Genomic DNA, 21,844 nt, shown 5'->3' on the forward strand with positions numbered 1-21,844 from the left:
TAGTCAATTATGCAATTACTTAAAGTCAAAAGCTGGAAAGACCTGCTTATTCACCTGGGATTGATCACAGTGATCGGGGTTTCATTAGTATTGTTCTTTTTCTATGTATACCTCCCATTGGATACTAACCATGGTGAAACCATCACCGTCCCCGATGTAAGAGGGGTAGCACTGGAAGACCTTGATGAGTTTCTGGAAGCACGCAATCTCAGGTACGAAGTAACAGAAGATTCAGGGTTCTCTGCCAGCCAGCCCGCCCTGTCCGTGTTGAAGCAGGTTCCCATGCCAAATTCCAAGGTTAAGGAAAACAGAAAAATATACGTTACTCTCAATGCCGAAAACCCTCCATTGGTGCGTATGCCAAACCTGGTAGGAGGTTCTATAAAAAATGCTTTACTGGTGTTAAAAACGTATGACCTGGAGGTAGGAAAAATCACTTACATTCCGGATTTAGCATTAAACTCCATACATGGTCAAAAGCTAGATGGCCGGGAAGTGCTGGAAGGAGAAAAGATCCCAAAAGGATCTGTGATAGACCTTGTAGCTGGTGACGGACTGGGCAACCAGTCTCTCAGGTCCCCGAACCTCATTGGTCTGGATCTGGAAAGCGCACAATTTGCGATAATCGGATCTGGCTTACAAGTTGGCAATGTTACATACGAGAAAGAGGGAAAGGCCGTTATAGAAATAGAAAATGAAGATGGCACAATAAACTACATGAAAAGAGATGTCTCACCTGGAGCTGTTTTTAAACAAAGTCCTGATGAAGGACAAACAATGCGACTGGGTCAGATGATAGATTTATGGATATACAGTCCCGATTCTCTCAATACAAGTCCTACTTTGCTGGATCAGTGATGAAGCACTGGATTGTTTCAATAGTCCTTGTCTTCTCAACAGTAGCAGCCTACTCGCAATGGGTTGTACACCCCATTCATGATAAGCAAACCCAGCCCAATGCCCGAACTTCAGGACAAACTGTGGCAATTCCCGTAGGTCTGCCTTTCTGGGATGATTTTTCCCGGACAAAAGGAACTCCGGATACATTACTATGGCAGACAGGAAAAGACATATTTGTAAATAACACACTCGGACAATATGCCCCTACCCAGGGTGTGGCCACTTTTGACGGGTTGCGTTTTACCGGCCAGGCCCACAACATTTCAGCCAATTTCAATGGCGCTGGTGATAGCCTTATCAGTCAGCCCATAGATTTATCCACTGTCAGCCCATTTAACAGAAACACAGTTTACCTGAGCTTCTACTGGCAAGCCAAAGGTTTTGGTGAAATCCCGGATGATGATGACTCAATCAGGCTGCAGTTTTTGGCAAAGATCGACACCAACCTGGTTTGGGAAACCGTCTGGCAAATGACCGGAGGGCTTGAAAATGTAAAAGAGCGTTTTACATTCGAGGATATTCAGGTCAATCAGTCAAGATACTTTCACGATAGCTTCCGGTTCAAATTCCAATCATTCAGTAGCCTGACAGGACCATTTGATACATGGAATATTGATTACGTTTATCTTAATCAGAATAGAACTCAAAACGATAGCATCGTAGTAGATCATAGTGTTACCGGGTCTCCGGGACCTCTCCTCGGTCAGTACTATCAAGTTACAGCCTCGGCTTTTTTTAATGATCCTGAAACAATATTCAGCCAACAATCAATCCTGATAAGTAACCTTGATGATAAAGTACAGCCGGCAGATGTGCGATATAGTATTACTAATGAAAACACAAAAGAAGCATATTTAAATTATCAGCTTAACAACGTGGGAGCTCTGGAGCCTGGCGAAATAAAACCAGCAACTGGTCCAAACCCCGCAAATGTTACGTTCAATATTTCACCGTTTGAAGGTGACTCATTGGTGCTCTCGTCACAGTTTCTATATAGTAGCGGTGATAGTCTGCTTTACGAAGTTGATGCTGATAACGATACTATTTACTACCCTGTAAACCTACGTATCAACGACACCATAAAAAGTGAATATACCCTTCATAACTACTACGCCTATGATGACGGAGGGGCGGAATTTGCAATCGGGATCAACTCTAATCGCGGACAAGTGGCTATGAGATATGCCTTACTCGAGCCGGATACCATGACACACGTAGATATCTATTTTCCAAACATCGCTCCTAATGCATCGGGAAAGAGTGTAGATATTGTGGTCTGGCGAAACCTGTCAGAAAATGGAGAACTGATCCGGGTTCCTTACAATATTCAACCACCAGCAAAGATCAATCAATTCGTTCGCATAGAGCTAAGTCGCCCCCTGCTAGTTAAAGACACCATTTTTGTAGGGTATCAGCAGTTTATAGATAACTATATTGGGATCGGATTTGATAGAAATAATATTTCAGGAAGTGAAAATATGTTCTCAAATGTGGAGGGTGTCTGGGACCAAAACACACGCCTTTCCGGAGTGTTAATGATCCGACCGGTTTTTGATGAGGCAGGTGAGATCGTTTTGGGAAATAAACCTCTATTGGAAAAACCCGCTTTCTACCCCAATCCTACTACAGGATCTGTTTATTTTCATGAGCAAATGGAAGAAGTGGTCATTCTGGATCTAATGGGCAGAAAGGTTCACAGTGTCCGAAACCAAAAAGAGCTGAACCTCAACTTTTTGAAAGATGGGATATATTTGTTGCAAATAAACAACAGGAACACCCTTACAACCCAAAAAGTGATTATCCGAAAATGATGAAAGACATTACCCCGGCAGAACTAAAAACCCGACTGAAGAAAGGTGAGCAAATTCATTTTTTTGATGTCAGAGAAGAATGGGAGTACGAAGAGTTTAACATAGGAGCTAAACTCCTGCCCCTGCCCACGATCCCAATGAAATTAGACATGATAGCTTCTCTTCAGGATAAAGAGATCATACTTCATTGCCAATCCGGAAAGCGAAGCAATCAGGCCAGGAAGTTCCTGAAAAAGCAGGGTTTTGAAAAAGTGCGCTGTCTAATTGGAGGTGTAGAGGCCTTCGCTACGATTAAATGAAACCTTCATTTCTGATCATACTATTTACCTTCACCCTGCCTGTTTACGCTCAAACACCGTGTTTGGACGGGTTGGCCGAGGGATACCCCTGTAATCAGGTCAGTTTTTATGCGAGGATATCCCCACAAGACCTGGGAGCAGTAGAGAATAATGGATTCTACCTCAATGACATCTGGGGCTGGACAGACCAGGAAACCGGAAAAGAATATGCCATCGTCGGGCTAACGGATGGTGTGGCATTTGTGGATATTACCTCCCCTGCTACCCCGGTAGTAATTGGTAAACTCATCGAACCTCCAGGAGCGGCACAGCGTATGTCAGCTTCCCAGGAAGTACAACACGGCAAATCAAACTGGCGGGATATGAAAGTTTATAAAGACCATGTATTTGTGGTCAGTGATGGCAATGCGGAACATGGCATGCAGGTATTTGATCTGACGAGGCTTCGCGAATACGATGGATCCACTTTTCAGGAGTTTGCGGAAGATACCCGATACGATGGGATAAACTCTGCTCATAACATCGTCATCAATGAAGAAACGGGCTACGCCTACATTGTGGGTGCCACTACGGGCTCTACTTGCAACGCAGGCGGCCTTCACATCCTGAATATCCAGGACCCCTTAAACCCGGCGTACATTGGTTGTTTTGATGAAGACGGATATACCCATGATGCTCAGTGTGTGATTTACGAAGGTCCGGACGGAGATTATCAAGGCAAGGAAATCTGTTTCAACTCTAACGAAGATACATTCACTATAGTGGACGTGGATAATAAAGAAGATATGAATCTGGTCAGCAGAACAGGTTATGAAAAAGCTCGCTATAGTCACCAGGGCTGGTTAACGGAAGATCATCGTTTTTTCCTGATGAATGATGAGTTGGATGAATTTGAGTTTGAGTTTAACCCCCGGACATTAATCTGGAATGTAGAGGATCTCGATAACCCTGTTTTGATCGGCGAATTCTATAATGAAGAAGCCTCGGTAGACCATAATTTGTATGTTCATCAAGGTCTGGTGTATGAATCCAACTATTTAAGTGGACTGAGAATTCTGGAATCCGACCGAATTGCTGAAGGAATTTTAAGAGAAAGAGCTTTCTTCGATACGTATCCTGAAGCAAATGAAATTCATTATGGCGGTGCCTGGAGCAATTACCCGTTCTTTGAAAGTGGCACCATTGCCGTCTCTGATATGGTAAACGGACTGTTCCTGATCAAACTAGACACTCTGGAACATAGAATTTCTAAAAGCCCCGCTAATAAAGCGCAATGTGAGGGGACTGAAACATCTTTTGAACTCGGGATCAATGAGGAAAGCAATCTTACATACCAATGGCAGTTTTTTGATGGTATCGGATTTGCAGACCTTACGGAGTCCGTCGGTTTAATCGGTTCAACCACCAGCCAAAATCTGGATATGAAAGCTATTGAGGACTATGTAAATACACCCATTCGCTGCAAAGTGACCGATCAAAACGGCAACCTCTTTTACTCCTATCCTGCACAATATGAATTTACTGATGTATTACCGGATGTTTCATTCACTTTCCAGGTAATGGACAAAACGGTATCATTCACAAACACCACCCGGAATGCTACATCATATGAATGGCACTTTGGTGATGGAGAAACCTCTACCGAGGAAAACCCTACTCACCTATTTCCTGCATCAGACATTTTTGAGGTCAAGCTTAAAGCTTATAATAACTGCGGAGTTGACTCTTTGACACAATTTACTTCAGTAATCCTGTCGCTTGAGGCTAAAGATGAAAAAATAAAAATATTCCCTAATCCAGCCAAAGATCAGCTGATCCTGAATATTGAAAGCAAACAGGATATACAATTGTTAACCCTTAGCGGACAGGTATTACTTCAGAAAAACGTCTCCGCCGGAACACATCACATTTCATTAGAAACGTACATGAAAGGGGTTTATTTACTCAAAGTAACTTCTGGTAAAAAAACTCAAATCAGGAAGATCGTCATTCAGTAGGAGCAGAAAACTCAAGGATAAAAGGTTCCGGACTGAACGATAAAATAAAGACTATCACCGCAATCCATCCTACAATCTGCCGTCCTGTAGATAATGGCCTGTTATCTAATACTGGTGGATGATCTACACCCAGGAAACGTCCTACAATGAATGCAAAAAGCAACCATCCACTATAACCCTCAACCTGAAACAGGTAGCTGATCACAAATTGAGAAGCCATCATGATAGCCGCAAACATCCACCTTTCCTGCCTGTCTCTGAACATAGAGCGGGCAGTAGCATAAAGAAAATAGAGATACAGCCCCAGTACGAGGAGATACTCCAAACTGCTTTGAATAGAAATATCTTCAAGATCTGAAATGGAAATAAAACCCAGCCCCGCATAGAAAACAAAAGCAGTAAACAGTACCCTCGATATGACCCTGTGTCGTTTTGGACCAAACATTCCGAAAATAATATGTCCTCCATCCAGCTGACCTACAGGAAGCAAATTCAGGGCAGTAAAGAACAAAGCCAGATAACCAGCAAGCAAATACGGAAAATGTATGATCTCATTTGGGTGTGGGAGGCGTTCAGAATCTGCCACGTAAGTTTCAAAAAACCAGTAGGTAAGGTTTGGCCCAAACTTAAAAGCCACTCCTTCCTCGTCATCATATACATGCTCAGCATAATCTAATCCATATTGCTCATATTCCGGATGGATCTGAAAGATATACTCCGGTTCGGGCAGATTGGTGAACCCGTACCAAATCACCCCAATGGCAATGACAAAACCGGCTATTGGCCCGGAAACACCTATGTCAAAATAATGCTTGAGCGAATAAATATGATCCTTGATACGAATCATGGCTCCCATGGTACCGAAAGAAGGAAATCCTGGTAAAAAACCTAACCAAAAAGGAATATAATAAGGCAGGGTAACTCTGACCTTGTGATATTTTGCGGTAAAATAATGTCCAAACTCATGAAAGCTGAGGATCAACAAAAAAGGGATACTGAAATGAAACCCTCCGGTAAAATCATCCCACGTCATCTGGAATTCTTCCTCAACCCAAAGCAGGTATTTACTGTACATCCACTCTGCGCCTGCGAGTGTGGTGGCCAGTAGCGTAATTAGAAATAAACCAATATGGGTAAGGAGCTTTTTCTGATCTTTATTCATTCTTAAGAATTTCGAAAATTTGATCCGGAAAATGGACCTGCACAGCTTTTAGACCAACGCCAATTGCGGCATCAATGTTTTCTTTACGATCGTCCAGGAAGATAGCTTTAGAGGGGTTCAGGTTCTGCTTTTCTATGACGTGTTCATAGATGACAGCTTCAGGTTTTCTGTGGCCTACAAGGTGCGAGTAAAAGGCCTCATGAGCATAGTCCTTCATTAACCGACCGGTTTCATTTCTGACCAGCTGATCAAAGTATTCCTCATGCATTTTATTGGTATTGCTTAGCAGCAACACTCTGTGTGTTTTCATGAGCTTTTTCATGAAACTTAGTCTTTCCGTTGAGATTCCTTTGATCATAAGGTTCCAGGCTTTTCTAAAATCGTCTTCAGAAACATTTGCCGAAAAGAGTTCATTTACTGCCGCTACAAAATCTGAATCGGACATTGCACCGGTCTCATACTCGTACAAATAGTTGGACTTTACTATGAGGTCACGTATCTTCTGACCATCTGCTTTGGTAAGGCTTGAAAACTCATTCACTACGGCCTGGGGATCAAGGTCCACGATGACTTCTCCCAGGTCAAAAATAATTGTATCTATTTCGCTTAGTCTTGGAGTCACTTCGTTGTATAATTAGCGGCAAATATCTAATATTGCAGTCCCAAAACAAAGGCAGCCTCTATGACTGTTTATTTTTTGGGAAGGGACATCACGCCGAAAGCGTGAAAGTCGCCGGTTCGGGAGCGATCACCCGAGTAGGAAAAGAATAAAGTGTAAGATCTGGCTTTGATCTTACGGGCCTATAGCTCAGCTGGTTAGAGCACTTGACTCATAATCAAGGGGTCCCTGGTTCGAGCCCAGGTGGGCCCACCAACATCTAATAGACCGTCTCAAAAGCAACTGAGACGGTCTTTTTTATTTATATGGTAAACTACTTCTGCTATATCATCTACAGTCACGCAATTGACAGGGATCAATCCAAAAAGTTGTGGACCACTTGGGGAAAATACTATTTGGAAGAAAAATTGAATTCATATGCAGAAACGAAATGTGCGGAGGGATGGTAGGCGCTTGAAATGTTGCTTTGATAAGCTCCTATTGTCCCTCTCTTTTGGAGAGGGTAAGGGAGAGGATTTTAACCATGCTTATCTAAGCAACATTTCACTATAAGGCCGATTGGCTTTAATCCGGAAAGGTGTCTTCGATCGTGACGGCCCGGTTAGGGCTCCTTTTTCTTGTCCACCGTGGACTCGACGGTCCGCCACTGCGGTTCGTTCTTTTGGGAGAGCAAAAGAATGAAGGATATCATATAAACGAAGGCAGTCCATTCTACACTTCTGCAAATGGATCTCTTCATGAATAAATACAATCTTCCCACAGAAATTTTGCGTGATCCCAACTAGTTCAGATAAGGTAAAACCCGTTTTAAACAACAATAATATGGTCTCACTGAAAAACAAAAAACTCCTAAATCAAGGAGTTTTTTGTTCTTTACTGTAAAACATGAAGAAGTAGTTGCCAGTGTATGTGACCCATTAGAGTTATGGCCACTGGTTATATCATTTCAAATCAATCATTACCATATTTCCTCCACTCGTTCACCCCGTCACGAATTCTGTTTCGCCACACAAGCCTGGAACTAACTTCGGTAGAATAATCCTGGAACTCATAATTGATTGTATAGGTGATATCCAATGTGCCGGTTTCAGGGTCAAATGTGCTATTCCCAGTTGTCACACTTTCTATTATAGCCTGTTCCGGCTCTGTAGGAACAGGAGTACCTATAACCTCCCACTCTGAAATACCAACGGAATCATCTGATTTAAAATAGATCCTTATTTTGGTAGTGGTTACATCAAAGGAAGTTTCGTTGAACTGATCAAGGGCTACACCAACTGGTTCGTCAATTCTAACCCAGACCTCAGTTTCCGTATCCCAGTATTCCAAATACGAATCATTTGGTGCCAGAAGACCACCGCCATCCGAAACCCAAAATATCCTGGAAATGGTCATATTATAAGCCGACAGACCAAAATCATACTCTACCCAGTGATATTCACCATTCGCAGGCCAATTTCCATATTGCCCTCCATCACTTTCACCGGGAACTGACGAAGGATCTCCTTCTCCTGTATTTACAGCCTCTAAAGTCTCCCAATCAGAAACTTGTGAAGTAGATACGACAACAGCCGGATCTTCTCTCGCTATGTTTTTCGGAGAAGTATCAATATTTGGATTTGGAACATATTGCATTGATACGGTATTATCAGTTGCAATCATAATTTCCATCTGGTAAGTAGGTCCTTTGAAGATCATTCCATCTGAAAGCAAATCCATGGGTCCTGTAGTTTTGAACTCAATGACGTTGGTAAGCTCTGAATTAGAAAGCTCCGCCCCACCGGGATCAGTGGTTATATATGAAACCTCCTGATCGTAATAGCCGGTCATCTCATTGATATACTTCATCACTACGATCTTAGAAGCATTGGTCGCCAAAACGGAATCCGCATCATCTGTACCTGTAAGTACAAACGGAATGGCATAATGTGGCTCAACAGCCAATGGGTCGTTGGCAAATCTTGCCGAATCCAATTCGACCGTAATTCGTCCGGTGTGTGAACCTTTGGGTATCACAAACTGCCCCTCACTGCTCAATGAGTAGTACTCATTTGGCAGCATCTCAAAACCCGTACCAGCCAGCAGTGATTCATCAATTTCGAAATTCACTACTCGATCCTGCCGGTTTTCTATAACACCTCCGATGTAAACTCCCACATCGATACGCATACCCTCACCCATGACCGCAGTCCGGTAAAGTACACCATCCATATTGGAGCCACCATCAGCATTGGAAAAGGCGACTGTTGTGTATTCGTAATCCAACCTGAAATCATCATAGCAGGCAGTAATGAATACGGTTAATATTAAAATCGTTAAAATCTTTTTCATAACTATCTTATTTTAATAGATGATGATTTGGCCTAACTTGATCACCAGCCATCGTTTTGTTCTAATTCACTCATAATCAATGTTTCACTAAAAGGAACCGGCACATACCTCATGTAATCCTGAAAAGTATGCTGCTCTACCTCCACGTAATCGTAAGTGAAAGTTCCACCATTATTGTCGATCACTACACCACGCACCGTATGATTAAGTGGTTGATTTAAACGCCTTATATCCCAGAACCTGAATCCCTCAAAGCAAAGCTCAATTCTTCTTTCATTTTCAATGAAATCAGCAAATGCACTGGTTCCGGCAGCCGCCTGATCATCCAGATACTGATCCTGATATCCAGCAGTCACATTGTCTGAATCAATTCCGGCACGCATTCGCAACATTTGCATAACATCAGCAGCTGAGAAACCAAGCGACGCATCAGTAGGTCCGTAAGCATTGTTGGCTGCTTCTGCGAAATTCAGGTAAAGCTCTGCTCTGCTCAGAATCACATACATATTGTTATCAGTGGCTATATTTCCAGGTGTGAGGTTGATGTTGTTACTCATCAATTTTTGCAGATAATACCCCGTTCTGGTACCCAGCTGGCTTAATCCCCCCGGAGCATCCGTACCACCGGTATAGGTCTGAATGGTAGTACCATTAAATACTTCCCCGTTATGAAAAATAAACCGCTCGAAACGAGGGTCACGATTGCCGTAAGGATCTGCAGGATCATAAGCAGCACTTGTACTAATGGGATATCCATCAGCTGCAGGGAAAGCATCTACCAGGTTTTGGCTTGGATTTGCCTGTCCATTCCCAAATAAAGAGGGAGGAAAATACTGTGCAGGATTTATTCCTCTATTAGAAACAACCCATATGTTATCGAAAGAGTTGATGTCATTGAAGTTTCCATAAGGGATAAGCTGAGTTAAACCTCCGGAAGCATCAATAGCATCCCTGGCAGCTATAGCCGCTCTTTCCCATTTATCTATTGATGCATCACTATAAGCAGGACTGGCAGCAAACAGGAATACACGAGCCTTTAAGGCCATAGCTCCCAGGCCTGATGCACGCCCTCGGTTTGTAATAGATGTATTGGTTAATGATCCGTTATAAGTTAATGGAAGCCTTACAATAGCTGAATCAAGATCCTGTGCTATTTGTGCTACACACTCTTCATAGGTATTGCGCGGGCGGTTAAGATCATCATCAATTTCAAGATACTCTGTGACAATGGGAAACCCCATGTACTGACCATCTACCTGGCCTCCATAGTACTGGAGAAGCTCCCATTGATTCCAGGCTCTCAGAAAAAAGGCTTCACCCCTCCGTTGAACCTTCAGTGCAGAATCCAATCGATCGTCTGTGACCCGATACAGCAGATCCCTGGAGTTTTCAAGGAAAAGGTTCAGGTGCTTTATGTTATTATAAGCATCGGACCAGTTTCCGACAGGATTACCCTCCAGAGTCCAGCCTCCAAGAGCCAGATTATTGTCCCCGGGTGTTTGAGGTACTGCATTATCTGTATAGTATTCCATCTCTACCGGGTAAGTCCTGGAGTTTATGTCCACATAAACATTGGTTAGTATCCCCTCTCCAAAAGTGCTATGTGACCACAGCTCTTCAGACGTCAGGTCCTGAATAGGCTCCGGGTCCAAAAACTCACAGGACACCACCGTAATTGCTGATAAAAGTATTATTGCTATTCTTTTCATTTCGTTGTGTCTTTAGTGATTAAAATCTGCAGGAAATACCTCCTGTTATGGCTTTCATGATCGGATAAGATCCTGCGCCCGCACTTTGTCGTTCAGGGCTTATTCCATACTTGTCGGTCAATTCCGAAAGGACAAATAAGTTTCTTCCGCGCACAAAGAGGCGTGTTTTTGTCATCGCCAATCTCGAAGAAACAGACTCAGGCAATGTATAACTCAACTCAATGTTTTTTATCCGCAGGTAAGATGCATCAGCTAACCAGAAAGTAGATTGCTGAAAATTGTTATATGAAGTGGTAGTAAGTCGCGGATAATTGTTCGTAACCGGGTAACGATCCAGCATCACTTCAGAGTAATTGGGACTTGAAGAATTATTCAGATCGCTCAACTCTCCCTCTATCCAAAAATAGTTCGGGTTTGACAAAAGTGTGTGTCCATCCGCCTGACCCTGACCGAGTATAATGAGACCAAAACCTTTGTAGCTCATGGAAATATTAACTCCATAACTGATTCGAGGCGTATGAAAACCTGTAGTTGTGATATCTTCTTCATTCACAACACCATCTCCGTTTATATCTGTATAACGAATGTCTCCAGGCTGTACAGCTCCCCAGCTTTGTGTTACATCCCTATTGGATATTTCCGAATCGGATTGGAATAACCCTTCTGCCAGGTATCCTCTTATTTCATCCCTGTTAGTTCCGGCTAGTTTACGGTAATCAGCTAAACCCACTGGCTCATCAACGACTAAGAACTTACCAGTCTGATAAACTGCGTTCAATCCCAGGGCGTAACGGAAATCACCTTTTTTCTTAGTGAACGTAATCATTCCATCTACACCATACTGAGTACTCTCACCAAAGTTCGCTACAGGGATAAAATTGGGGGCTCCAAAGATTAATGGGATCTGACTTGTTCTTCGTGAAAGCTGTCCGGAATTGTTTTCATAGAAGTAATTCGCTTCTAATGAAACAAAATTGAACAGCTCCGTTTGAACTCCGATATTCAGGTATTTACGGGTAGGCAGCTCATAATCATCACTCCCCTGTTGGGAAATGGTATAAATATTAGTTCCGGCACTTCGCTCAGTGAACGTCCCAAAAGTGTAACCACTTCCGGTTTGCTGCCATAAGGTCTCACTCAGGTAAAATTCATTAACTCCTCCAATTCCCAGCCCGGATTGTATGATATTGCCATTCACTATTGTATATCCACCAGCGCTATTGTACCCCATCTGCCCATACGAGCCATATAGTTTGAGGTAATTGATTGATGAAGAATTTCTCAGAAATGCTTCTTCACTGATTACCCAGGCAGCGCCAACTGTTGGATACAGATTGAACCTTTCCCCATCAGGAAGCTTCATACTACCTGAGTAGGCCAGGTCTAACTGTACAATGTATTTGTTATCCAAAGCATAATTGGTTCGAAAAGAAATGTCCTGGATCTTAAATGGTTGCTCTGACCCAATGAAATTCTTGGTTTCATCCACTGACTGATAGTAAGACAAGTGAGAGCTAATCGCATGCCTGTTAAACGTTCGATTATAGTTGAAACGAGAATACAATGAGGTCACCCGTCGGTAAAAGTCATAACCATTACCCAGGGAAGGATCTACCGTAGCCTGAGTGAACCTGAATACTGAATCTTCACCCTGACCATTCTGAGTAAGGCGATACAGATCCGAGGTTCCTCCCTTTACTTCGGTCAATTGATTGTTTACATCAAATGCACCCGTAGTTGAAAATGTCAACCCTTCAACCAGACTTCCCAAATCGAGATTTAAGGTTGCATTGTTTTGTGTATTTAAAGTCTGACCATCACCAAAACCATTGGTCAGTTCATTTTCTACATTGGTGGGATAATTAGCACTCGTAAAAAGTTGCCCATCGTATTTATTCGGGTGAGCATTAGAAGGAAGTCCCGGCAAGTACTCATACAAATTGTAATAAATACCAGTTCCGTTAAAGTTGGGAAATCTTGTATCCACAATCGATCCTGCCAGATTCACATTCATGCTGATGTAGTCTGTGATGTTCAGGTTTACATTAGCCCGGGCATTGTACCGGTCATAGGTAGCTTCCTCTCCCACTGCTTCCAAGCCCCCGTTCCCAGTATAATCAAGCATGGTGAAGAAATTCACTTTCCTGTCCCCTCCGGAGAAATTAACATTAGCTCTGCTAAAGGATGTAGAACTTTTCAGATACTCATCGTAATAGTCCACATTAGGGTACCTCAATGGATTTGATCCACTTTGGTAAGCTGCTAATGCCTCATCCGAAAACTGCGGAGCCAGACCATCATTCTCATTCGCTTCATTCCTTAATACCGCATAATTGTAAGCATCCAGATAGCCCGGAGTTTCCGTTGGTGAACTCACACCGTACTCTACATTCACATTGATCTGCCGGTTAAAGCTCTCACCTTTCTTTGTAATGATCCATAGGACAGGTCCCGCTCCGGATATTCCTAAAGAAGCCCGGCTGGAAAGGTCTTTGAATACATATACTCTGTCTACTTCGTAAATGGAAAGGTACGTCGGATCTCTTTGGATCCCATCTACGTAAAAAGTAGCATTTTGGCCTCTTACATTAGCAAAATACGTGTTTCTACCCGGACCATCAGAAAATGCATTGTTCACCGTAAGACCAGGAAGTCGCCCGTAAAGCGCCTCTATAAGTGACTCAGTAGGATAAGACAATAGCTCTTCACCGGTAATCACATTAGTCGCTGAAACAGATCTGGTCTCACTAAAATCCTGATAAGGAAGTACGACTTCATTTGTTTCACCAAATATCTTATTAGCCTTCAGGTTGATCGTTTCGCCATCATCAAACTGTCCGTTACTTACCGTTAGCGTCTGTCGTTTAAACCCATCCAGGGTTATAATTAACTGATCCTCGAGACTGGTGACATTTACTGAAAATGCTCCGTCTGAAGTCGTATATGTACGATCCTGGGTATTAAAAGACTCGACCAGGACCCTGGCTAGCGGATTACCTTCATCATCAACTACCTTGCCTTCCAGAGATGATGTTGGTTCTACTTGTGCAAAAGTATCTGTCAGACCACAAATGCATAGAATTGCTGCTATGAGATACCTGCTTATTATTTTTAGTTTCATAATTTCTTCTTTAGATCAAATGATAAAATCAGAGCGCTGGATTACCATCCCGGGTTCTGCGCGAACTCCTCGAAGATCAATGCATCTTCAAGTGGTATAGGCCACTTGTAATGCTTTTGATCAAATGCCAGTATGACCATAGGACCAGTCTCTCTTTGGATCTGATATCCTGTAGGTTGGCCGGGATCTTCTGTAAAACTCAATCCATAGAGCGCTTTATGTTCTATTTTGTGAGCATCACCCCATCTTGACAGGTCAAACAATCTTTTCCCTTCAAGGAATAACTCTACTGCACGCTCATTTTTTATTCGTTCTCTGAAATCTGCAGTACTTCCCGTATACATCGCATTGACCGGAGGCATATTTACGCGTGCTCTCACCATGTTTACAGCCTCTAATGCTGTCATGGTAGCTCCGGGGATGGCATAACCCGGTCCTCCTATTTCATTGGCAGCTTCAGCATATTGCAACAGGATATCAGCATACCTAAAGTAGATCTTATGCGTGATCGGAGCCTGTATTCCGGACTGACTATCTACATTTCTACCCCAAAATTTTCTGGCGAGATAACCGGTATGATTAGAGAATTGGTTAGTCGGATCACGATCCTGACCACCTTCCCAAAGCTCCAATGGCCTGTTTGTAGAAGTCCATATTTCATTATTAAACAAAATGGAATGGTAAAACCGGGGATCCCTATCCACAAATGGATCCTGTGGGTCAAATGCAGGATCATCTTCAATAGCCATGCCGTTTGCTGTCTCAAATTGATCCACAAAATTTGCAGAAGGGCTAAATCCCTGAATGACCCCCCCATTAGCAATAGAAGGTACGGTTAATACTGTCCAGGTTCCGTTTCCGGCACTTGATGCTGCATAGTTTTCCCAGATAATCTCGTCATGTAGCTGCTGATACATAAAAATAGAATCAAAACCACTGGCATAGGAAATGGTCTGTGTCCCGACTCCAGGCACCTCATAAGATACCTGATCCGTACCATTGGACTGAAGTAACCCGTATCTGCCGGTAGATTCAGCCATAGCTATCAAATCCCATGAAGCTTCTGCTGCAAGCTCCCACCTACTCATATCATTTTCGGGATTGTTAGTAGGTGAAGCGCTGAATAACAATGCTGTAGCCTTCAGGGCCATTGCAGCTCCCTCTGTAGGCCGTCCAATGTTAGCTGAGTTCCATCGATTAGGTAGCAGCTGCATGGCCGTATCACAATCCGCCGCGATCTTCAGGGCAGTTTTATGATAAGACAGCCGCTCTCTCGTAAAATCATCCGAAGCTTCAAAAACCTCAGTGATATAAGGCATTCCACCCTGTCTCCGAAGAAATTCGTAATGAAACCAGGCCCGCATAAAGTGAGCCTGCCCTTTCAGCTGATTGATCTGCTCCTGGGTGGCATTACCCTCGAGCATACCCAGGTTTGCCAGGGATATATTTGCCCGGCGGACTGCTTCCCAACCATCCCATATCCGGTAAAACTGTAAAGCCTGACCTGTGTTATAGGCTCTGAGCCAATCTCCGGACTGAGCCACCCCCATGGTTTCCCACTCGGAGTTCATAAATCCTTCATCTGATAACGCTGCTATCCATGAATAATCAAAAGCTGCCAGGTAATCATGCAGGTACGGATACATCCCATCTACAAACTGGCGATAGTTCAGATAGTCAGTGAATACCTCATCTGACACTAACCCATCTGAAGCTTCAATTTTGTCCAGATAGTCTTCACAGCTAAGTGCAGATACGGCTATTAATGTTATTGTTAAAATCTTTTTCATAATCTCCATCTATTTGTGGTTTAGAAAAATGCTCTTACTTCAAATGTGTATCGTCTCAGCTGCGGATAGGCTCCAAAGTCCTGCCCGAAGTTGAACCCTTCCGGATCTCCGCCCCATTTACGTTTTCTCCACGTATACAGGTTAGTACCGATCAGGGCAAAATTCATTTCCCTCACACCTATTCGGGAAAGAAAATCAGCTTGTAGCTTGTACGCCAGACGAGCATTTCTAAGCCTTATATACTTACCATCAACCATGGAAAACTGACTGATCTGATAGTTGTATTGATTAACGGCTTGAGAGTGAACGGCAGGAAACTCAGGGTTTCTGTTGTCAGGCGTCCAGTGATCTGCATGCACAGAATAAGCGTTATTCTTATTTTGTGAGAATGGGAACAGAAAGAACATTCCTCCTTGTCGCATTGGCCTGGCCACATCACTAATCCCATAGACCTGAGCACTGATCGACCAGTTTTTGTAATCAAATCCTACAGTCGTATTCCAGTTGACCAGAGGAGTCAAAGGATACTGTGACACTACATAATCCTGCTGATCCACATTTCCATCCCCATTGAAATCTATGAATTTCAAGTCTCCCACGATCGGACTACCACCAGCTGTAGGAAGCATAAACAGTTCCTCAAAATCCTGATAGTAACCATCATTGACCAAGCCTGTCCCAGGTGTGTAACTACCAAGTCGCTGTGCTATATCCACCGGCTTGCCTTCCGCTTTCAGGTTAAAAGGCACATTTTCAGATTCATCAAAGAAAACCACCCGGTTTTCGGTTGCAGCAATGTTGGCTGTAGCCCATAAGAACATGTTAGGTCCTACTGGTTTATTGATACCAAGCTCTACCTCTATACCATGGCTTTTGGTTTCTCCGAGGTTTCCTTGTATGGCACTGGTTGTACCAATATAAGCCGGTACTGACTGCCTGGTTTGGAGCATTCCTGTACGGCGCTCATTGTACAGGTCCACACTCAAGGTATACTGACCACTGAAAAACCCAAGGTTGAATCCAAGGTTTTGCTTGGTGGCCTCTTCCCAGGTTGCGTCATTTACAGGCACAGGCCCTTCATTGATGATGCCATATCCCTGACGTGGAAAACCAAAAACTGTGTTTACATTGGTGGCTTGACTATAAGTAGATCTGTATAACCATCTAGGGATACCCGCATCACTACCTACTACACCCCATGAGTATCGTACTTTAAAGTTGCTTATCACTGGTTTAAGTGGTGAGAAAAACTCCTCTTCTGAGATCATCCAACCTCCTGCGAAAGCAGGGAAAGTACCAAATCGCAATCCGGGAGCAAATTTTTCAGATCCTGAATGCGCTACACTTGCCTCAATGAAATATTTGCCAGCGTAATTATAAGTACCTCTTCCAATCCAGTTTTCCTGATATGATGGAAACACCGCTATCCCATCCGCGACCTCTCTCCGCTGAAAAATCCCTGAAACAGCCACATTATGCTCACCAAAAGCCCTTGTGTAGTCAATACTTGCCTGCATCCAGTGACTTTTTAAAGAGCTGGAAATAAATTCGCCATTATCTACAATGAGAGGTGAGGTGGGTGTATCATAATCCAAACTGCCTGGGAAGCGATTGTATCTTGACCACTGCTGAGTTTCAGGATCTAAGTAATAGCCGAAATAATCCGGAAAATTAAAGTTCTTTTGATACCGTATCTGACTATTATAGGAATACAGACCATTGACAGAAAGTCCTTCGGTAATGAAATCCAGCTTCTGGTTTAATTTGATATCACTCAGGATCTCATTTTGCTTATTGCGCCAAAAGCCCCAGGAACCATTCCAGCTCAGCCGTACCTCACCCTGGGAGGGATCAATGTAAGGCCTTCTGCCATCCTGATCGTAAGGGATCTGCTCGTCAGGATAGAGGTCCAGAGCCTCTTCCGGATAATATGGTAGAGCCGTTACCGGCTCAAACCAGTTTTCCTGAGTGTAAGTGTCCTGAGGTTTTCTCCATACTTTGATGTTACCGCCAAGGCTGATGGACAGTTCAGTGGTTTTGGTTATGCTAAAGTCCAGGTTATTTCTAAAGTTGAAACGCTTGTGTCTGTAACCTGCGTTCAGATCATCATATTGGTAAGGAAATGCATTTGCTGTATTCATCACGTCCCCTTCCTGGAGATAACCTACCGATACAAAGTATCTGACAAAATCGTTACCACCTCTTGCATTTAGGTTATGTTGGTGATCCCAGCCTCTACCATATAGGAAATCCATCCAGTCTGTATCGGGATACAGGTATGGTAAGTCCTGATCCCGGTAGTGATCCAATGCTTCCTGAGAAACAATACGGTCCCAGTTTCCATCATTACGATATGCTTCATTCCTGAGCATCATCGTTTCGTAAGCATTCATATACTCGGGAAGTATGGTCGGTTCTTTCATACTCACCTGGGAGCTGTACTCAAGTTGTATTTTCCCGTCCACGCCACGTTTTGTGTTGATGATCACTACACCATTGGCACCTCTTACTCCATATACAGCAGTAGCTGAGGCGTCTTTCAGAATAGAAACAGACTCGATTTCGTTGGGGTCAATGTTTGAAAACTGTCTCTCCACTCCATCTACTATATACAATGGAGTGTTGTTGCCCATCGAAGCAACACCTCTAATGGAAAGCGATAGACCTCCGAGAGCTTCTTCTCCGGGCGTTGGGTCTGTCTGAATGACCGTAAGACCTGGCAGAGCTCCTTGCAATGAGTTTTCTACACTACCCCCCATCTTTACTCGCTGAAGGTTGTCTCCGGAAACCTGGGAAATCGCACCAACAACGGCTGCTTTTTCCTGCCTCATCCCAAATCCCACTACAATGACCTCTTCCAACTGGCTGTCATCCACACCCAGGGCCACATCAATCACTGACCTGGATCCGACCTCTACTTCTTTACGCTCCAGCCCTACAAAGGAAAATATAAGAATGTCCTCAGAGGAGGCCTGAATTCTAAACTGACCATCAATGTCAGTAGTCGTACCCCTGGTAGTTCCTTTTATCAGAACTGTAGCGCCAGGGATCGTTTCTCCATCACTGTCTGTTACCGTACCCGTCACAATATCCTGAGCAAAAGCAGGATATGGCAAGGCAGCTACTATGAGCAGCGCCCATAGCAGTAACATCCGGTGATTAAAAATTTTGTCAATTTGCTTCATAAACTCATTAGGTTAATTTTTAGAATAAGTTTGAACTAAGCTGGCTTTCTTTGATGCCTGCTGATCTTACGTTTTCTGCCTTCTGAGCCAAGATTTGCTCAGCGGCTCTGACACACCTCCTTAGATGTATCTTACTATAAGTAGCTGTATTGATTCTTCGCTTCTCAGAAAACTATCGGTTCCTGATTGCAATAGAGTGGTTCGTAAAGTGTTCTTCATATTTGGTTACGTTTGGTGATTGTATTCTATTTTGAAATTCACATTCTAAAGGTTATTCATCACCATGTATTATAGTCGCACAAATGTTGAATATGCATTCACAAATGTCCTAACCCGCTCTAAAACGCCATTTTTCATGAAAAAACGACAATAATTCCTTAACGCACCTGTTTATCCCGGCTGATCTCTTTTGCTTTAAACATTCTGAAATGACTAAAAATCATAGATGAAAAGTGCCAGAAAAAGACCGATTAAACCCTTAAAAAAATATAGAGTTAAGAACAGCTGAGTGACAGAGTTTCCTCGCTTGTTAGATGAGCAGGTTTTGCAGAAAACGTGATCGGGATGAGTCTTTGAGCATAAGGCCACCACACTCTGCCAAGAGCTCAAAGCAGGGAGACCACAAAGCTGCTTTACAGATACTTTATTTTCGAATGATGAGCTTGCGCGAAAATCGCTGCTTCCCACTCTTTAATGTAAGAATATAATGTCCGGCATGTATGCCAGAAAGGTCTAACCAATAACCCTTCTCGAATGATAAAACCTCATGCAGAACTTCTCGACCAGATAGGTTATAAGCCTGAACCAACACAGGCAATTGCATATCAGGAACTTTTACGGTCAGAAAATCAGTAGCCGGATTGGGAAAGATTTCAAGTTCAGATTTTACGTCAGCAGATAATACCGATTTGTTAGCTTCAAAATAATCCAGAGCAAAAAAGAAAGCCCCCTGTCCTATTGACCTACCAATAAATCGGCCCGGGATATCATCAGCAGGAGGATGAATACCACCCCAAATCCGCGAAAGACTACACTGATCAGATGCATCCCGATAAGTAGCCCATTGAAGCACCACGTCTTCGCTTGGGCCTTCTTCAAAAACTAAAAACTCATTTTTAGGTGCATGAAACTCCCCTATCCCTCCCGGAAAAAAAGGATCGCCAGTTAGTAAAGTAAGCACCTCGGCTGCAGCTCTGGAGTAAGTAGAATGTCCGGAAATAAACCCGGCAAACGGAGGAGTAACAAAAGTTGGGCGCTGATAGGGCCACCAGTTTTCCGCCAGTATCCACCCTACTCCGGCAACATCAGTAGCCGGATCCGCTACATAATCATGACCCCTCCATGCTTTAAGCTTAATTTTGCCCACATTCTCCGGACGATCAACAGCCAACGGGTCACTTTCTCCCACCAATTCTATCAATCCTTCCTCTAAAAGTATGCCTTCAGGATTGTAGTTAGGCGCCCCCGGATCAGATGATTGTCCCTGATCAGCCATATATCGAATCGCCGAAATGGGCCTCACATAGTCATAATATCCTTTTATACCCCATGAGGTTATAGCCACATCGTGCATTGCACCCCCCAGCATAAAATAGGATTTTACATCCCATTCCAGGAAGCCCAGAACATCACCCTCTCCTCCCATTTTTCTGACCAGTTCCGGCTGATCGTTCACATAATTTAAGATGGTATACCAATGCCCCGGAGGTGTTTCAGAGTCAGGTCCGTCAGCCCAAAACTCAGCAAGCACACGAGTGTAATCACCCCGCTTTACATACTGGGGAGTATAAGACTCATCAGTACGGGGATTTACAGCCCACCCCTCACCTATGTCACCTCCATTGATGCGATCGTAAAAAGATGAAAAATCCCCAAAGTCAGCAGGCATATCATTAATATCTATGTTCCCAATGGATGCCGGAGAGATATCCCATTCGGTGGGATCGTCAGCGCTCAGGTGAGATGACCAGGCAGCAACCAAACTAAAGCCCCATTTGTAATATTCACCAGGATCTGCTGTGGTTTCGTCACTTAGAAAGGGAGGGCTACCCGGATCATGATACACCCAATACTCACCGCCATCTCGTTCATAAATGTCTAGTTCACTTTCCTGAAGAGAAAAAGGCAAAACACTGCCCCATTCAGGGCTCAGAAATTCAGGTGTATTCTTTCCGATTACGTTCCCACTTTGGTCTACAAATGATTCAAATGAGAGCGGTTGCCAGCGATTAGGATCAGATAAAGTGGGATTCCCGGGCTGTACTGGTGTTAATGGATCATTGACGGGTTCATAATACGTGTTTTTATATTGATTCTGCTCATTGGAACCATCCTGCAATCCATAATTAATAATAAATTCGGCTATGTAATTTCCAAGCCCTGCAGGGCTATCCTGATAATTGACTGTAGTCACCGAAATATCATAACCGAGTTCGTTCATCAGAGAATCATAGTAAGCCTGCGATTTTTCGGCCTGCGGGGAATTTCTGAATCTATAAGTAAGCAACCGATAGGCGGCATAACTAATAGCGATTTCCTGAGCTTCTTGTTTATCCGTTGTTAGAGTCACACCTTCGAAAGGAACTGAAAACCCATGAACCGTATTGCCGAGTAAATAAGGCCTGGCATCTTCTTCATAAGTCGCCCAGGCATCGTACATGGCTACTGATACATGGAAAAGGTTTCTTGCATGTACCGTAGGCCTGGCATAATCACCTCTGATGGATTCAAGTAGTGCTTCATTCCACATACGAGCCACCGAATGTTGACCTGCAACAACATGGATGCAGGTCAAAAAACAAAGACCAAAAAAAATGCGGTACAGGAATGATCTATTCTTTTCCATAAAACCTCTGAAAAAACGTTGATGATTAATAAAGGGAGTAATTTACTTAAGACCACTTTGACACGCATTAAACAT

General features: G+C 43.4%; 12 protein-coding genes and 1 tRNA gene. 5 read left to right on the forward strand and 8 right to left on the reverse strand.

Translation table 11 applies throughout. The annotated features are described in order from the left end of the window. Positions 1 to 9 precede the first annotated feature (9 nt). Genes AC3E9V_RS13780 through AC3E9V_RS13795 form a run of 4 tightly spaced genes read left to right on the forward strand, consistent with a single transcriptional unit; the run spans position 10 to position 5,007 of the window. On the forward strand, positions 10 to 858 hold the full coding sequence (locus tag AC3E9V_RS13780) for a PASTA domain-containing protein (RefSeq protein ID WP_488748708.1): 849 nt from the start codon (positions 10 to 12) through the stop codon (positions 856 to 858). Then, positions 804 to 2,711, forward strand: a complete 1,908-nt coding sequence (locus AC3E9V_RS13785; protein ID WP_488748709.1) for a T9SS type A sorting domain-containing protein — start codon at positions 804 to 806, stop codon at positions 2,709 to 2,711. Before AC3E9V_RS13780 ends, AC3E9V_RS13785 begins: the two co-directional genes overlap by 55 nt. Then, positions 2,708 to 3,010, forward strand: a complete 303-nt coding sequence (locus AC3E9V_RS13790; RefSeq protein WP_488748710.1) for a rhodanese-like domain-containing protein — start codon at positions 2,708 to 2,710, stop codon at positions 3,008 to 3,010. The genes AC3E9V_RS13785 and AC3E9V_RS13790 overlap by 4 nt, the downstream gene beginning before the upstream one ends. After that, a complete protein-coding gene (locus AC3E9V_RS13795; protein WP_488748711.1) occupies positions 3,007 to 5,007 on the forward strand; it encodes a choice-of-anchor B family protein in 2,001 nt (666 codons plus the stop codon). Before AC3E9V_RS13790 ends, AC3E9V_RS13795 begins: the two co-directional genes overlap by 4 nt. Here AC3E9V_RS13795 and AC3E9V_RS13800 read toward each other — a convergent pair. Together AC3E9V_RS13800 and AC3E9V_RS13805 are read right to left on the reverse strand one after the other, a co-directional pair. Next, a complete protein-coding gene (locus AC3E9V_RS13800) occupies positions 4,997 to 6,169 on the reverse strand; it encodes a site-2 protease family protein (RefSeq protein WP_488748712.1) in 1,173 nt (390 codons plus the stop codon). The two genes, AC3E9V_RS13795 and AC3E9V_RS13800, sit on opposite strands and share 11 nt — an antisense overlap. Then, positions 6,162 to 6,791 carry an HAD family hydrolase gene (locus AC3E9V_RS13805; protein ID WP_488748713.1) on the reverse strand — a complete coding sequence of 210 codons (630 nt, stop codon included), beginning with the start codon at positions 6,789 to 6,791 and terminating at the stop codon, positions 6,162 to 6,164. The genes AC3E9V_RS13800 and AC3E9V_RS13805 overlap by 8 nt, the downstream gene beginning before the upstream one ends. 175 nt (positions 6,792 to 6,966) lie before the next feature. Here AC3E9V_RS13805 and AC3E9V_RS13810 point away from each other — a divergent pair. Further along, positions 6,967 to 7,043: transfer RNA gene (locus AC3E9V_RS13810), tRNA-Ile, on the forward strand. 696 nt (positions 7,044 to 7,739) lie between these two features. On the opposite strand, the gene AC3E9V_RS13815 is transcribed toward AC3E9V_RS13810, so the two are convergent. The 6 genes from AC3E9V_RS13815 to AC3E9V_RS13840 form a co-directional block, all read right to left on the reverse strand. Continuing rightward, on the reverse strand, positions 7,740 to 9,119 hold the full coding sequence (locus AC3E9V_RS13815; protein ID WP_488748714.1) for a DUF1735 domain-containing protein: 1,380 nt from the start codon (positions 9,117 to 9,119) through the stop codon (positions 7,740 to 7,742). A gap of 41 nt (positions 9,120 to 9,160) precedes the next feature. After that, the gene (locus AC3E9V_RS13820; protein ID WP_488748715.1) at positions 9,161 to 10,828 is read right to left on the reverse strand and encodes a RagB/SusD family nutrient uptake outer membrane protein; all 1,668 of its coding nucleotides are present in this window, start codon (positions 10,826 to 10,828) and stop codon (positions 9,161 to 9,163) included. 19 nt (positions 10,829 to 10,847) lie between these two features. Then, a complete protein-coding gene (locus tag AC3E9V_RS13825) occupies positions 10,848 to 13,949 on the reverse strand; it encodes a SusC/RagA family TonB-linked outer membrane protein (RefSeq protein ID WP_488748716.1) in 3,102 nt (1,033 codons plus the stop codon). A 41-nt stretch (positions 13,950 to 13,990) separates the two neighbouring features. Next, positions 13,991 to 15,739 carry a RagB/SusD family nutrient uptake outer membrane protein gene (locus tag AC3E9V_RS13830; protein ID WP_488748717.1) on the reverse strand — a complete coding sequence of 583 codons (1,749 nt, stop codon included), beginning with the start codon at positions 15,737 to 15,739 and terminating at the stop codon, positions 13,991 to 13,993. 20 nt (positions 15,740 to 15,759) lie between these two features. Beyond that, positions 15,760 to 18,924, reverse strand: coding sequence for a SusC/RagA family TonB-linked outer membrane protein (locus AC3E9V_RS13835; RefSeq protein ID WP_488748718.1), 3,165 nt, complete (start codon positions 18,922 to 18,924; stop codon positions 15,760 to 15,762). A gap of 643 nt (positions 18,925 to 19,567) precedes the next feature. Then, complete coding sequence (locus AC3E9V_RS13840; protein WP_488748719.1) at positions 19,568 to 21,769, reverse strand: DUF6851 domain-containing protein; 2,202 nt, start codon at positions 21,767 to 21,769, stop codon at positions 19,568 to 19,570. Between the last annotated feature and the right edge of the window lie 75 nt (positions 21,770 to 21,844).

This window comes from Marinoscillum sp. HNIBRBA16962, from assembly GCF_057801515.1.

What these genes read in the sequence shown, in the direction of transcription:
- AC3E9V_RS13780 (WP_488748708.1), top strand. Translation starts at nt 10, where the DNA reads ATGCAATTACTTAAAGTCAAAAGCTGGAAAGACCTGCTTATTCACCTG.
- AC3E9V_RS13785 (WP_488748709.1), top strand. Translation starts at nt 804, where the DNA reads ATGGATATACAGTCCCGATTCTCTCAATACAAGTCCTACTTTGCTGGA.
- AC3E9V_RS13790 (WP_488748710.1), top strand. Translation starts at nt 2,708, where the DNA reads ATGATGAAAGACATTACCCCGGCAGAACTAAAAACCCGACTGAAGAAA.
- AC3E9V_RS13795 (WP_488748711.1), top strand. Translation starts at nt 3,007, where the DNA reads ATGAAACCTTCATTTCTGATCATACTATTTACCTTCACCCTGCCTGTT.
- AC3E9V_RS13800 (WP_488748712.1), bottom strand. Translation starts at nt 6,169, where the DNA reads ATGAATAAAGATCAGAAAAAGCTCCTTACCCATATTGGTTTATTTCTA.
- AC3E9V_RS13815 (WP_488748714.1), bottom strand. Translation starts at nt 9,119, where the DNA reads ATGAAAAAGATTTTAACGATTTTAATATTAACCGTATTCATTACTGCC.
- AC3E9V_RS13820 (WP_488748715.1), bottom strand. Translation starts at nt 10,828, where the DNA reads ATGAAAAGAATAGCAATAATACTTTTATCAGCAATTACGGTGGTGTCC.
- AC3E9V_RS13825 (WP_488748716.1), bottom strand. Translation starts at nt 13,949, where the DNA reads ATGAAACTAAAAATAATAAGCAGGTATCTCATAGCAGCAATTCTATGC.
- AC3E9V_RS13830 (WP_488748717.1), bottom strand. Translation starts at nt 15,739, where the DNA reads ATGAAAAAGATTTTAACAATAACATTAATAGCCGTATCTGCACTTAGC.
- AC3E9V_RS13835 (WP_488748718.1), bottom strand. Translation starts at nt 18,924, where the DNA reads ATGAAGCAAATTGACAAAATTTTTAATCACCGGATGTTACTGCTATGG.
- AC3E9V_RS13840 (WP_488748719.1), bottom strand. Translation starts at nt 21,769, where the DNA reads ATGGAAAAGAATAGATCATTCCTGTACCGCATTTTTTTTGGTCTTTGT.